Source organism: Salisaeta longa DSM 21114, assembly GCF_000419585.1.
Taxonomy (GTDB): Bacteria; Bacteroidota; Rhodothermia; order Rhodothermales; family Salinibacteraceae; genus Salisaeta; species Salisaeta longa.
Window position 1 is genome coordinate 2816436 of sequence record NZ_ATTH01000001.1, and the last position, 13341, is coordinate 2829776.

General features: G+C 64.9%; 14 protein-coding genes. 10 read left to right on the forward strand and 4 right to left on the reverse strand.

Annotated features, from left to right (window positions below):
- The first annotated feature begins 44 nt into the window (after positions 1 to 44).
- Together bshC and SALLO_RS0111780 are read left to right on the forward strand one after the other, a co-directional pair.
- A complete protein-coding gene (gene bshC, locus SALLO_RS0111775) occupies positions 45 to 1691 on the forward strand; it encodes a bacillithiol biosynthesis cysteine-adding enzyme BshC (protein WP_028567198.1) in 1647 nt (548 codons plus the stop codon).
- Between the two features lie 10 nt (positions 1692 to 1701).
- Positions 1702 to 2376 (forward strand): HD domain-containing protein, encoded by a 675-nt coding sequence (locus tag SALLO_RS0111780; RefSeq protein ID WP_022836507.1) that lies wholly within the window; start codon positions 1702 to 1704, stop codon positions 2374 to 2376.
- On the opposite strand, the gene SALLO_RS0111785 is transcribed toward SALLO_RS0111780, so the two are convergent.
- From SALLO_RS0111785 to SALLO_RS0111795, 3 genes are all read right to left on the reverse strand, one after another.
- Complete coding sequence (locus SALLO_RS0111785) at positions 2361 to 2729, reverse strand: Mth938-like domain-containing protein (protein WP_022836508.1); 369 nt, start codon at positions 2727 to 2729, stop codon at positions 2361 to 2363. The genes SALLO_RS0111780 and SALLO_RS0111785 overlap by 16 nt on opposite strands.
- 97 nt (positions 2730 to 2826) lie before the next feature.
- Complete coding sequence (gene rpiA / locus SALLO_RS0111790) at positions 2827 to 3522, reverse strand: ribose-5-phosphate isomerase RpiA (protein ID WP_022836509.1); 696 nt, start codon at positions 3520 to 3522, stop codon at positions 2827 to 2829.
- Positions 3523 to 3619: 97 nt separating this feature from the next.
- A complete protein-coding gene (locus tag SALLO_RS0111795; protein WP_022836510.1) occupies positions 3620 to 4903 on the reverse strand; it encodes an adenosylhomocysteinase in 1284 nt (427 codons plus the stop codon).
- A gap of 594 nt (positions 4904 to 5497) precedes the next feature.
- On the opposite strand from SALLO_RS0111795, the gene SALLO_RS0111800 reads away from it, so the two are divergent.
- From SALLO_RS0111800 to SALLO_RS0111835, 8 genes are all read left to right on the forward strand, one after another.
- Positions 5498 to 6127, forward strand: coding sequence for a porin family protein (locus SALLO_RS0111800; protein ID WP_022836511.1), 630 nt, complete (start codon positions 5498 to 5500; stop codon positions 6125 to 6127).
- A 259-nt stretch (positions 6128 to 6386) separates the two neighbouring features.
- A complete protein-coding gene (locus SALLO_RS0111805) occupies positions 6387 to 6839 on the forward strand; it encodes a hypothetical protein (RefSeq protein ID WP_022836512.1) in 453 nt (150 codons plus the stop codon).
- A gap of 72 nt (positions 6840 to 6911) precedes the next feature.
- On the forward strand, positions 6912 to 7094 hold the full coding sequence (locus SALLO_RS0111810) for a hypothetical protein (protein ID WP_022836513.1): 183 nt from the start codon (positions 6912 to 6914) through the stop codon (positions 7092 to 7094).
- A 15-nt stretch (positions 7095 to 7109) separates the two neighbouring features.
- The gene (locus tag SALLO_RS0111815; RefSeq protein ID WP_022836514.1) at positions 7110 to 7298 is read left to right on the forward strand and encodes a zinc-ribbon domain-containing protein; all 189 of its coding nucleotides are present in this window, start codon (positions 7110 to 7112) and stop codon (positions 7296 to 7298) included.
- 21 nt (positions 7299 to 7319) lie between these two features.
- Positions 7320 to 7940 carry a leucyl/phenylalanyl-tRNA--protein transferase gene (aat, locus tag SALLO_RS16925; protein WP_228702810.1) on the forward strand — a complete coding sequence of 207 codons (621 nt, stop codon included), beginning with the start codon at positions 7320 to 7322 and terminating at the stop codon, positions 7938 to 7940.
- Positions 7941 to 7985: 45 nt separating this feature from the next.
- Positions 7986 to 8969, forward strand: a complete 984-nt coding sequence (locus tag SALLO_RS0111825) for a Gfo/Idh/MocA family protein (RefSeq protein WP_022836516.1) — start codon at positions 7986 to 7988, stop codon at positions 8967 to 8969.
- A 544-nt stretch (positions 8970 to 9513) separates the two neighbouring features.
- On the forward strand, positions 9514 to 9684 hold the full coding sequence (locus tag SALLO_RS18495) for a hypothetical protein (protein WP_022836517.1): 171 nt from the start codon (positions 9514 to 9516) through the stop codon (positions 9682 to 9684).
- A 12-nt stretch (positions 9685 to 9696) separates the two neighbouring features.
- Positions 9697 to 10464 carry an SDR family NAD(P)-dependent oxidoreductase gene (locus SALLO_RS0111835; protein WP_022836518.1) on the forward strand — a complete coding sequence of 256 codons (768 nt, stop codon included), beginning with the start codon at positions 9697 to 9699 and terminating at the stop codon, positions 10462 to 10464.
- Between the two features lie 21 nt (positions 10465 to 10485).
- On the opposite strand, the gene polA is transcribed toward SALLO_RS0111835, so the two are convergent.
- The gene (gene polA, locus SALLO_RS0111840; RefSeq protein ID WP_022836519.1) at positions 10486 to 13260 is read right to left on the reverse strand and encodes a DNA polymerase I; all 2775 of its coding nucleotides are present in this window, start codon (positions 13258 to 13260) and stop codon (positions 10486 to 10488) included.
- Positions 13261 to 13341: the final 81 nt, after the last annotated feature.

Genomic DNA, 13341 nt, shown 5'->3' on the forward strand with positions numbered 1-13341 from the left:
CGGGGCCGCGCGCGTTCGCTTCGTGCCCATCTGTCTGCTCTTGTATGCCTGCCGACACGCTGCCCGCTATTGATCGATGTGCCCTTGATGCCCTCGGGGCCTTTCCGGAATTGTTTGTGGACTACGCGACGCGCTTCGAGGCCGTCGCGTCTTTTTATGCCGACGATTGGCGCGCCGAGGCGGCGTGGGCGCGCGCAGCCGAGCGGGCGGCGGGGCAACCGGCCGACCGGGCCGTGCTGGCCGACGTGCTCACCGAGCAAAACGACGCCTGGGGCTGCTCCCCCGCGACGGCCGCGAACATCGAAGCGCTCCGCGCGCCCGATACGGTGGCAGTCGTCACCGGTCAGCAGGTGGGCCTGCTGGGCGGCCCGCTCTACACCATCACCAAAACGCTCACGGCGCTCCAACTCGCCGAACGCATGGCCGAGGCAACCGGCCGCACCGTGGTCCCGGTGTTTTGGGTCGAGGGCGAAGACCACGACATGGCCGAGATTGCCCAGGCGCATGTGCTGGAGCGCAACGACCTGCGCACGCTCACCTACGCGCCCGACGGATTGCCCGAGAACCCGGGGGCGGTGGGGCGCCTGCCGCTCACCGACGATGCCCTGGCGCCGGTGCTCGATGCGCTCGATGCGGCCCTCCCGCCGTCCGACTTCAAGCCGGACGTCATGGATCTCGTGCATGCGGCCTACGCCCCGGGCACGTCCATCGAAGATGCGTTTGCCAAGCTCATGCAGCAGCTCTTTGGCGGGGCCGGCCTGGTGCTGCTGAACCCCGACGACGCGCGCTTGAAGCGCCTCGTGGCGCCCCTTTTCCGGCGCGACCTAACCGACCCCGAGACGCCCGTGGCCCGCGTGCGGTCGGCCAGCGATGCGCTCACCGAGGCGGGCTACCACGCCCAGGTGCACGCGCGGCCCACGAACCTCTTTTGGCTCGACGACGCGCGCCGCCCCATCGACTACGTGGGCGACAACCGGTTCGTGCTGCGCGACACCGAGCGGTCGTTCACGTGCTCCGAGCTGCTGGATCACTTGGAAGCGGCCCCCGAGCGCTTTAGTCCCAACGTGGTGCTGCGCCCGCTCATGCAAGACCTGCTGCTGCCCACCACGGCCTACGTGGCCGGCCCGGGCGAGGTATCCTACTTTGCGCAGTACAAGGGCGTGTACGACTGGGCCGAGCTCCACATGCCGCTCATCTATCCACGCGCCAGCGTGTCGCTCGTCGAGTCGAAGGTGCGCAAGGTGCTGGACAAGTTCGACCTTGCCGTGCCCGACCTGTCGGCCGACCCGGAGCAGCTGTTTCAGTCGGTGGTCCTGGAGCAGATGGACGTGGACGTCGACGCGGTGTTTGGCGACGCGACGCGGCAGTTGCATCAGGCCATCAATGCGCTGAAGCCCGCGGTAGAGGCGGTTGACCGTACCCTCGTGTCGTCGGCCGAAGCCACGCGCGCGGCACTAATGGACGACCTGAACGACCTGAAGCAACGCGTGGTGCGGGCCGAGAAGCGCCAGCAGGAAGAGGTGCGCGCGCAGCTCGACAAGGCCTACCACAATTTGCGGCCGGCCGGCCAACTGCAAGAGCGCACGCTCTCCATCCTGTACTTTTTGAACAAGTACAGCCCGGCGCTGATTGACCAGCTACGTGCAGCGCTTGCGCTGGACACGTCGTCGCATCAAATTGTGGATTTATAGCGACCGGTTTATGGAGGACGACTTGCTCAATCCGCTGGTGGAGCGTGCCATCGAGTACGCGGCCCAGTGGCACGATGCTACGTACCGAAAAGGCACCTGGCGCCCGCCCCTTTCTGCACCCGAGGCCCACGAGGCCCCGCGCACCCCGGCGTTTGCACACCTTACGGCCGTGGCCCACATCGTACAGCGGGCCGGATGGCCCGATCCGGCGGTGGCTGCTGCGTACCTGCACGATGCGGTAGAAGACCGCAACCGGCACGGCCAGCGGCTGGCGCGGCGGCAGCTCCGCGATGCCATGGGCACCGAGGTGACGACGCTGGTGGCCTGGGTGAGCGAGCAGAAGCTGGGCGCGCAGGGAGAGCCCCGCGCCTGGAAGCCGCGAAAGGACGATTACCTCCAGCAGATTGCGGATGCCCCCGATGCGGCGGTGGCCATCAGTCTGGCCGACAAGCTGCACAACCTGTGGACGATGAACCAGAGCCTCGACCGCGGCATCGACATCTTTTCGGATGGGCCGCAGCGCGCGGGCCTCAGCGCGGGTCCCGGACAGCAGCAGTGGTTCTATCAGCAGATGCTGGCGCGCACCGCCGCCCGCTCCGATCCGCGGCTCGTCCGGCAACACGAACGGCTACAGGTGGAAGTGGATCGCTTCCAGGGGCTGCTTACGGCTCAACACGTCGAGTGAAAGAGGCCGCCGGTTGGGCGTTCGGTGCGTAGCGCGTTGTATTTCGTGACGGCCGCGTCGGTGGGCAGCACGTGCACGGTCACCTCGCGGGCCGCGCACCAGTCGCGCGTTTCTTGCATCACCTGCAGGCGTTCGTGCATGCCCTGCGAGAGAACCACGACGGTTGCGCCGTGGGCCACGAGCTCCTCGACGTCGGCCGGCTGAATCCCGGGCGTGTGGTGAGTGCCTGTCTCCGTCCAGTCCCACGCGCGGGCGCCGCCGGGGTAGCACTTCACGTCCTTGAACGGCGTCTCGTAGCCGTCCAGTTCGATGGTGCCCCAGGCGCAGTGCGTGATGCGGGGTGCGTGATCCATAATGCGCAATGGGTTTGTGCAACAGACCATGCCAACCCCCAACGCACGTGCCGGTTGGGCGGTTCAGGCCGTGGGCGCGTCGGCGGCCTGAACCGCGCTACCACGTCTCGTGGCGCACGCTGCCGTCCGGCTGGCCGATCAGCACATCCGTTGCGAGGTCCAAGAACAAGCCATGATCCAGCACGCCGGGTTGGTCGTTGAGTGCGCGCCGGACGGCCGGTGCATCGTCGATGCCCGCGGGAAACGTAGCGTCCAGTACCCACAGGCCCTGATCGGTGACCACCGGGCCGTCTTTGCCGCGGCCCATGCGCAGCTCCACGGTGGCACCCAGGGCCTCCAGGCGGCGCTGCACAGGCGTTGCAGCCATGGGGAGCACCTCCACCGGCAGCGGCGCCTGCGTACCCAACTGCTGGACCGTTTTGGAGGGGTCGGCGAGCACGACAAAGCGATCGGCCTGCGTGGCCACCACCTTCTCGCGGGTATGCGCCGCGCCGCGGCCCTTGATGAGCGCCCCGCCGGGGGCCACTTCGTCCGCACCGTCAAGCGCGAGGTCGAGCGTCGGGTGTGCGTCGAGCGTCGTCAGCGGAATGCCGACGGTGCGCGCCAGGCGCTCGGCAGCAAACGACGTGGGCACGCCCTGTACCGACAGGCCGTCGCGTTGGATGCGCGCGCCCAGCGCCTTGAGGGCAAAGGCGGTGGTTGAGCCGGTGCCCAGGCCCACCACCATTCCGGATTCGACCCACGCGGCGGCCTGCGTGCCGGCGGCCTGCTTGGCGGTTTCCTGATCGCTCATGGTGTCTGGTTTGTACAAGTCAGGGGGAGCAAAAAAACAAGCGCCCGTCCGCAAAGACAGGCGCTTGGGTCCTTCTTGAAGCAACGTCACAGGGCGCTCACGTGCCCGCGGAATAATCCGTGGCGTACGCCTCCTGCTCGTCGGTGAGTTCGTCGATGTCGATGCCCATCGTGCCGAGCTTGATGCGCGCGATGCGCTGGTCGAGCTCCTCGGGCAGGTCGATGACGTGCGGGCCGAGCGGGTCGCCGCTTTCGTGCTTGCGCACCAGCGTGAGGTGGGCCATAAACTGGTTGGCGAAGCTCATGTCCATCACTTCGCTCGGGTGGCCTTCGGCCGCTGCAAGGTTCACGAGGCGCCCGTCAGCGAGCACGAAGATACGCTTGCCGTTTTCGAGCGTGTACTCGCGGTTGTTATCGCGCACCTGGCGGGTGTCGATGGAGAGCTCGGCCAGCTCCTTCAGGTTGAGCTCCACATCGTAGTGGCCGGTGTTGGCAACCACGGCGCCGTCCTTCATCTTCACGAAGTGACGCCCGCGGATGACATCCTTCATGCCGGTGGCCGTGACAAAGATGTCGCCAATCTCGGCGGCTTCGTCCATCGTCATGACGCGGTGGCCGTCGAGGGTGGCCTTAAGTGCGGCCGTCGGCTTCACTTCCGTTACAATGACGTTGGCGCCCATGCCTTTCGCGCGCATCGCTACGCCGCTGCTGCAATGGCCATAGCCCGCAACCACGAAGTTTTTGCCGGCAAGCATTACGCTGGAGGCGCGCAGGATGCCGTCGATGGTGCTCTGGCCGGTGCCGTAGACGTTGTCGAAGTCCCACTTCGTCTCGGCATCGTTCACGGCAAAGACAGGGTAGAGCAGCTTGCCGTCGTCGTCCATGGCGCGGAGGCGGTGCACGCCGGTGGTGGTTTCCTCGGAGCCGCCCACGATGGTGTCGGCCATCTCGGGGTACTCGGAGTGGACGCGGAAGATGAGGTCGGCGCCGTCATCAAGCGTCAGGTGGGGCGCCTTCGGCTGGATGGTTTGGTCGATGCTCCAGTAGAAGTCCTCGGTGCTCTGGCCGTACCAGGCATAGATCTCGGCCATGCCGTTTTCGGCGAGCGCGGCGGCCACTTCGTCGTTCGTCGACAGTGGGTTGCAGCCGCTCCAGGCCACTTCGGCGCCGCAGGCGGCCAGCGTTTCCACCAGCACGGCGGTTTCCTTGGTTACGTGCAAGCATCCGGCAATTTTGTAGCCGTCAAACGGCTTGCTCTCGGAGAACTTCTCGCGCAGCTGCATCAGCACGGGCATGCGGCTCTCGGCCCATTCGATGCGCTTGCGCCCTTTGTCCGCGAGGCTGATGTCGCGGACTTTGTACGCCCCTTCCTTGTGATCCATTGTTGCGTGGCTATTGCGTCAAAAAGAGTTTGGTCTAACACCTCTACCAGGGGGGCAACCGGAATGCTCCACGATTCCGTTAAAATTCAACCCCTCCGTTACGATAAACGGTGTGCTACAATCAGACGTTCGGGCCGATGGCGCATTGAAAGCATGAGAGCCTGGTCTCGGCACGGTCCGTGAGGTTGTGGGAACGCGCCATGTAACGAGAACCCCCACAGGGGTACGTACCAGGTGCCAGGTAGCAATGCGTCTGCTGCACCACTGATATGCGCGATGAAATATTCTTTCGTGGTTGATTATAGAAGGAAGCTAACGGTGATGGAGCGGACTAGAATATTCCGAAAAAGCTTTTGAATCGTCAAAAGCCCGCTGGGGAATGAGGCGCGCCTGGCTTTTAGATGAACCTGCAAGAATGTAAAAATGTGTTTTGACACAGATCTTCTGTGCAAACGCCTGTGTACACCTTGCAGACACGACGACGGGGCCCACAAAAAAGCGCCCGCTCTGCCACACCAGGGACCAAGCTGTTGGGCAGAAGCAAGCGCTGGGCTCTGTGAAACGAACGAATTCTTTCCACAGACACACAACACAATGTCTAAGATAACACGCACGATTGCAACCCTGCTTCTCCTCGCGTTTTTTGCGCTCCCGGCGCAGGCGCAGGAGTCGCCTCTAAAAATTGGCTTGCGCGGCGGATTTGCGCAGTCTACGGTGTATGGCGATGATGTGGCGCAGTCGGATTATCGTCCGGGCTTCTCGGGCGGCCTCTTTGCGACGTACGTCGTCAACGACGCGTTCTCCATTCAGCCCGAGGTGCTGTACACGGTGAAGGGCGGCAAAAACATCGAATTTGAGGGCACCACCTCGGACCTCCGCTGGCGCCTTGACTACATCCAGGTGCCGGTGCTCCTCAAGCTGAGCGCCCCGCTGAATGGCGTCATTACGCCACGGTTGTATGTGGGCCCGCAGGTGAGCTTCCTGGTTGGCGCTGAGCAGAATGGCGTTGACGTCGACGACAGCCTGAAGTCGGTTGACTTCGGCGGCGTGGCCGGTGGCGAAATTGGGCTCGACGTGTCGAGCTTCACGGGCGGCGTGCTCGATGAGATCGCCCTCGACGCCCGCTATGGGCTGGGGCTGGTTGCCCTCGACGACACCGCCGGCGAGCTGGACGTTAAAAACGGCACGTTCACGTCGTCGCTCAGCCTGCGGTTTGGCCTGTAGGCGCAACGACGTTACAATGAACAGCCACGCGGCACGGGGCGCACAACGCCCGGTGCCGCTTTTTTTTGGATGGTGGGCGCACGCCAATGATTTGCGGCCGTCCATTTCACAGCTGCAGTGTGCGTTCCCTTTGGGAACAGGCCTGCAACGAACGGCGCGTCGCTTTCGCCTCGATGGCCCGAAGCATCCCGGCACGTTGCGCCGCGGGCCTCGCGTGTGTCTGCACCGGTGCACGCCCGTTCCCCAACAACGCTGCCCCATGCGCTCTTTGGTCGGAGGACTCATGCTCTTGGGCCTGCTGTGCCCCGCGGCGGCCGCGCAACCGCGGGCCGATACGCTGTTTACGTGGCGCGGCTACAGCAACACCAGCATCACCCGCGTGCAGCTCTACCCGGCCCCGCCCGATGCCGAAACGCGCGTGCACACCGTCGTCCTCAAAGAACTGGCGCGCAACGAAGGCCCCACCATCGTGAGCGACCTCCGCTTCTTGGCCGACCGCGTGGGGCGGCAGTTCGGCATCGATCCGGCGCGCGCCTACTGGATCCTGCATTGGGGCGCGTTCTCGTTCCCCGAGGCCGCGGCAACCGACAAGCACCTGCTCATTCGGGCCACCTTCCGGCGCACCGACAGCGGCCGGCTCAGTGCCCCGTACTGGCGCGTTATTACGGATGCGGAGGCGCGTGAACTCACCGATCGCCGTTTTCGGCCGTGAGTCGGGCCGCCGAACTTTCGGCACAAGGCGGCGTTGGCAACGGCCCGTTTCCTTGCAGACTGCTGTGTCGCCATGCGTAAACTGACGAAAGCCCTCCTGCTCACCGCCGCGGCTACCGGCGCGGCGGCGCTTGTGCTGCGCCAAATCGACTGGGATCCGCCGCGCGCGTCGGGTGGCCCCGCGGCCCTCGACCCCGACGAGATGCCCGAAGAGGACGTGAACATGCTGCTGCGCGAGCTGGCGGCGCAACTCTAACCAAACCGCTTCGGCATGCCTTCTGTCCCTGATGCGTGCCCCGCCTGCGGGCTCGAACTCCCCGACGACGTCGACGACACCTGTCCCTACTGCGGCTACGAATTTCCGGGGCGGCCGCTGGGCAACGCCTCGTGGATTGCATGGGTGCTGGCGATATTGCTGGCCTGGCCGGCCATCAAGGGGCTGCTCTACTTGTTCGGATAGCTGGTTCGTATGGTTGAAGATGTGACGCTTACCCCCAATCTCCTCCGGCAGGCCTACGCGCAGGGCATCTTTCCGATGGGCGACGATGCGCACGGCGGCATCCACTGGTACGCCCCCGATCCGCGGGGCATTTTGCCGCTCGATGCGTTCCACGTGCCGCACAATCTCGCGCGCCGCGTGGCACGGCAGCCCTTCCGCGTAACGACCGACACGGCCTTCCCCGACGTCATCCGGGCCTGCGCCGATCGCTCGCGCACATGGATCACCGCCCCCATCATTGATGCGTACACGGCGCTGCACGAGCAGGGAGCGGCGCACAGCGTAGAGTGCTGGACCGACGACGACACGCTTGCCGGCGGGCTCTACGGCGTGGCGCTGGGCGGTGCGTTCTTTGGCGAGTCGATGTTCTTTCGGGTGAGCAACGCCTCGAAGGTCGCGCTCGTCCACCTGGTGCAGCAGCTACGCGCCGGGGGATTTGCGCTGCTCGATGTGCAGTACAGCAACGCGCACCTGGAGCAGTTTGGGGTGGTCGACATCCCGCGCACCGACTACATGCAACGCCTCGCGCATGCCCTGACGATCGATGCGACGTGGTGGCCCAAAGCGGCATCTGCCATTGCAGCAGACGTCCGCCACACGTAGCCCCTATGTCGTTTCAGCGTCACTAACCGTCACAACACAAGGGCTATGGACACCATTCGTTGGGGCATTCTGGGAACCGGCCGCATCGCTTCCGATGTGACGCACGACCTGAAGCGCTTGTCCGCGGCCGACGTGGTGGCCGTGGGATCGCGGAAGGCAGCAACCGCCGACGCGTTCGCCGATCGGTTCGATATTCCGCACCGGCACGCTTCCTACGCGGCCCTCGTGGAGGACCCGGCCGTTGACGTGGTGCACATCGCCACGCCGCACGTCTTTCACGCGACGCATGCTATGCGCGCCATCGAAGCCGGAAAGGCGGTGTTGTGCGAGAAGCCCCTGGCCCTGAATGCGTCGGAAGCCGATCGGCTGATTGCGAGCGCCCGGGCGCACAACGTCTTTCTGATGGAAGCCCTGTGGACACGCTTTTTGCCGGTGATGCACCGCGTGCGCACGCTGCTGAGCGATGGGGCGGTGGGCGCTGTGCAGGCCATGCAGGCGACCATTGGCGCGCCTACGCCGTTTGACCCCCGCCACCGCCTGTACGATCCGGCCCTGGGCGGCGGGGCCCTGCTCGACCTGGGCATTTACCCGATTGCGCTCGCCTTCGATGTGCTGGGCCCGCCCGACGCCCACACCTCCACGGCCGCGCTCGCGCCCACAGGCGTAGATGCGCAGTGCGGCGCCGTCTTTTCGTACAATAGCGGTGCGCAGGCCGTATGGCATGCCTCCCTCCGCGCCGATCTTGGGCGCACGTGCAGCATCGCGGGCCCCGATGGACGCCTCGAAGGCACGCGGGCCTGGTGGAAAGGCGCTCCGTTTACGTGGACGCGTGCTGACGGCACCACCCAGCGCATCGCGGCGCCGTTTGAAGGCAACGGCTACCAGTTTGAGGCGCGCCACGTGATGAGATGTCTGCGCGAGGGCCGCACCGAAAGTCCCGTGCTGCCGCTGGACGAAAGCCGGGCCATGGCGGCCGTGATGGATGCGCTGCGTGCAGGCTGGGGCGTGGAGTACCCGCAAGAAGCGTAACCGGCGCGACGGCAGCAGTCCGCCGGTAGGCGCACGCCCGAAGGGAAGAACGGTGACGCGCGTCCCTGCCGCAAGGCTTTCGGGAAGCACGGCGAGGGGCATGGGCTGTGTGGGATGCGCGCTGTAGCCCAGGCCCACCCGCGTGTCGGTGCTGGGGCGGTGCTGGGCAGCAGGGGTTGGAGACGGCGCGGGCGTCGTGCGCCACAGGAGCACGCCAAGCGCGGGCAGCGCAAGCAGAAGGACGTAAGACAACCGGCGCTGGAAGCGATTCATGCAATCATTGCGGCTGTTGGCAGTCCAGTCAATGTCATACCCGGGCGTGTGGAATGCAAGCCGTACGCTCAGAAGCTGATCGGTACGCCGGGTGAGAGGCAAGCGTGCAGCGCCACAGTGGCTGGTTAGGCCGCTTCGTCGGTGGATATGTGTAACAATCGCTTGTCAATATACGCCAACGGCTTCTCTTCACTTCTTGTGGGAAACAAACCGACCGGCCAAGGGCTGTATCATCACAGCATCTGCATCATTCCAAACCATGGATACCACTATGCCTGATACCGACGAGCCACAGGATCAATCTGCTGACGTAGACGAGGCGTCGCAAGCAACGGATGAGGAAGTTGCGGAGGCCACCCGCGAGACGTTTCCGGCGAGCGACCCGCCGCGCTACACGCCCCAGGCGGAGGACGAAGCGAGCGAAGCCACCAACAACGAATGAGGACTATAGGCCATGGGACGACTGGACGGAAAAGTTGCGGTGATTACAGGCGGCGCCGGGGGCATTGGACGCGCCACGGGGCAGCGCTTTGTGGATGAGGGCGCACGTGTTGTGCTGGCGGACCGCGACGAAGAAGCAGTGCAAGAAGCGGCAGCAACCCTCGGTGCCCCCGATCACGTCGCCACCGTAGCGGGCGACGTATCCACGGAAGAGGCCAACGCCCAATTCGTGCAGACGGCCCGTGACGCGTTTGGCGGGCTCGACATCTTCGTGGCCAATGCCGGGATTGAGGGTGTGCATGCGCCCCTCACCGACTATCCACTGGAGACGTTTGACCAGGTGCTTGCGGTGAACGTCCGCGGCGTGTTTTTGGGACTGCGCCACGCGTTTCCTGCGCTCACAGAGCGCGGGGGTGGGAGCATCATCATCACATCGTCGGTGGCGGGCGTGCAGGGCACCGGACAGGTGTCGGCGTACACCACGAGCAAGCATGCCGTGGTGGGGCTCATGCGCGAGGCTGCCCGAGAGGGCGCGCCGCACAACATCCGCGTGAATACGGTGCATCCGGGACCGGTGGACAACCGCATGATGCGGTCGTTGGAATCTGGGTTTGCGCCCGACGACCCGGCGGCCGCGAAAAAACAGTTTGAGGCAGCCATCCCGCTCAACCGCTACGCCGACAACGACGATGTCGCCCGGGCGATGCTCTACTTGGCGAGCGACGAAAGCGCCTACATCACCGGCGCCCGCCACATGGTGGACGGCGGCATGACCGCCTGAGCTGGGCAGGCCCTGGGAGCGTTAGTGGGCGTCGAGCCAGTTATCGGCTACGCCAATGTCGACCACAATGGGTACGTCCTGCAGCGGCAGGGCGTCCTTCATCTCGGTGTTCACCAGCGCGCGCAGGGCGTCTTCCTCCGCGGGGGCCACTTCAAACACCAGCTCGTCGTGCACCTGCAGCAGCATGCGGCTGTGGAGGCCCTCATCGTCCAGCCGCTCCTGGATGCGGTTCATTGCAATCTTGATCATATCGGCCTGCGTGCCCTGAATGGGCATGTTAACGGCCACACGCTCCGCTGCGCCACGGCGGTTGCTGTTCTTGGCATTGATGTTGGGCACGTAGCGACGGCGGCCCAGCAGCGTCTCGGCATAGCCCTTCTCCTGCGCGTCCTCCACCAGCCGGTTGAGCAGCTGCGAGACGCCGGGGTACGACTTCCGGTACTGGTTGATGAGCGTCTGGGCCTCGTCGACCTCAATGCGGAGGCGTTGCGCAAGCCCCCAGGGCGACACCCCGTACGGAATGCCGTAGTTGACTTCCTTTGCTTTGCGCCGCTGGTCGGCAGTCACCTCGTCGGGGGCGATGTCGTACACGCGGGCCGCCGCGTCGGTGTGGATGTCGCCGCCGGTGCGAAAGGTCTCCTGCATCGCCTCGTCGCCGCTCATCGACGCCAGGATGCGCAACTCGATCTGGGCGTAGTCGGCCGCCATCAGCTGCCAGTCGTCTTGCGGCACAAACGCCTTGCGCACCTCGCGGCCCACGGCGGTGCGCACCGGAATGTTTTGAAGGTTGGGGTCGCTCGACGAGAGCCGTCCGGTGGCCGTGCGCGTTTGGTTAAAGCTGGTGTGGAGGCGCCCGGTGTCGGGATGCACAAGCTCGCCCAGTGTGTCGAGGTAGGTGCTCTTGAGCTTGTATGTGGAGCGCCAGTCGAGCACGAGGCCTGGAATCTCGTGCTCGGTGGAGAGCTCCTGCAGCACGCTTTCTTTGGTGGAGGGGCGGCCGGTGGCGGTCTTGGAGATCACCGGCAGGTCGAGCTTCTCGAAGAGGATTTCGCCGAGTTGCTGCGTCGAGTTGATGTTGAACGTCTCGCCGGCGTGCTCAAAAATCTCGGCCTCAATGCGTTCCAGCTTCTCCTGCAGCTCGGCAGAGATGCGGTCGAGGATGTCGGTGTCGATGCGGATGCCGCGGGCCTCCATGCGGGCCAGTACGCGCACGAGCGGGAACTCGATGTCGTGCACAATCGCGGTCGCCTGCACGTCGTCGAGTTTGTCGTCGAGCGTGTCGGCCAAGCGCCACGTGATGTCGGCATCCTCGCAGGCATAGCGGGCCGCGTCGTCGACGGCCACGTCGCGCATGGAGCGCTGGCTGGCCCCCTCGCCGATGAGGTCGCTGATGGGCACCATCTTGTAGTTTAGGAGGGCGCGGGCCACGTCGGTGAGGTTGTGGGCCTCCTCGGGCGCGAGCAGGTAGTGGGCAACCATCGTGTCGTACACCGGTCCGCCCAGCACCACGCCGTGGCGCTTCATCACGAGCCAGTCGTACTTGATGTTGTGGCCTATCTTGGTGGTGTCGCGCTCCAGCACGGGCCCCAAAACGGCGAGCACGTCCTCGGTCGTGGTGCCGTCTGGGAGCGGCGTGGGGACGTAGCGCGCGTGCTGCGCGGCCCATGCGAACGACATCCCCACGAGGCTCGCGTAGTGCGGGTCGGTAGAGGTGGTTTCGGTATCGAACGCGTAGCGCGTCTTCTCGCGTAGCGTCTCAGCAAAGTCTTCCAGCTCCTCCTTGGTCTGCACAAACGCATAGTCGACCGCCCCGGCATCAATCGTTTGCACCTCTTCATACGGGCCAAAGTCGAACGACAGCGCCGGGTCGTCGGGCGTGTCGTCACTCATGGGCGCGTCCGTCTCCGCACCGTTAAGGTCCATGCGGTCGATCAGCGAGGTAAACTCGAAGCGCTGAAAGAGCTGGCGCAGTGCAGCCTCGTCGGGGTTGGCGCGGCGCAGCTCGTGCCAGTCGTACTGCACGTCCAGGTCGGTTTTGATGCGCACGAGGCGCCGGCTCATGCGGGCCTGCTCGGCGTACTCCTTCAGGTTTTCGCCGCGCTTGCCGCCAATCTCGTCGGCATGGGCGATGATGTTTTCCATCGAGTCATATTCCCGCAGAAATTTGGCGGACGTCTTTTCGCCGATGAGCGGCACCCCCGGCACATTGTCCGACGAATCGCCCCACAGTGCCAGCATGTCGATGAACTGGGCGGGGTCCAGCGCCATCTCCTCGCGGAACGACTCGGCCGTGATAACCTCAAAATCCTGATCGCCGCGGGCCGGCTTATACATCGAGATGCGATCGGACAGGAGCTGCTTGAAGTCCTTGTCGGGCGATACGATGACGACATCGGTGTCATCGGCCTCGGCCGAGCGCGCGAGCGTGCCGATGACGTCGTCGGCCTCCACGCCGGGCACTTCCACCACGGGGATGTCCATGGCCCGCACGATATCTTTGATGCGCGGCAGGTTTTCGAGGAGCTCCTCGGGCGGCGGATCGCGGTGCGCCTTGTACTCCTCGTAGATGTCTTCGCGGAAGGTCCCTTCCTCGCCGGCCGCGTCGAACACAACGGCGATGTGCTCGATCGAGTGGTCGTCGATGAGCTTCAGCAGCGAGTTGGTGAAGCCAAACGCCGCCGAGGTGTTTTCACCGTTCGAGGTGATGAGCGGGCGGCTGATGAAGATGTAATGCGCACGGTACGCCAGCGCCATGGCGTCGATGAGGTACAGCGTGCGGTCGGAGGAGGTAGCCATGCAAAGCAGGAGGTTGCGGGCAAGCACAAAACGTGATAAGCACAAAACGTGATGGTGGTATGCCACGCGCAAGAGCGGGTT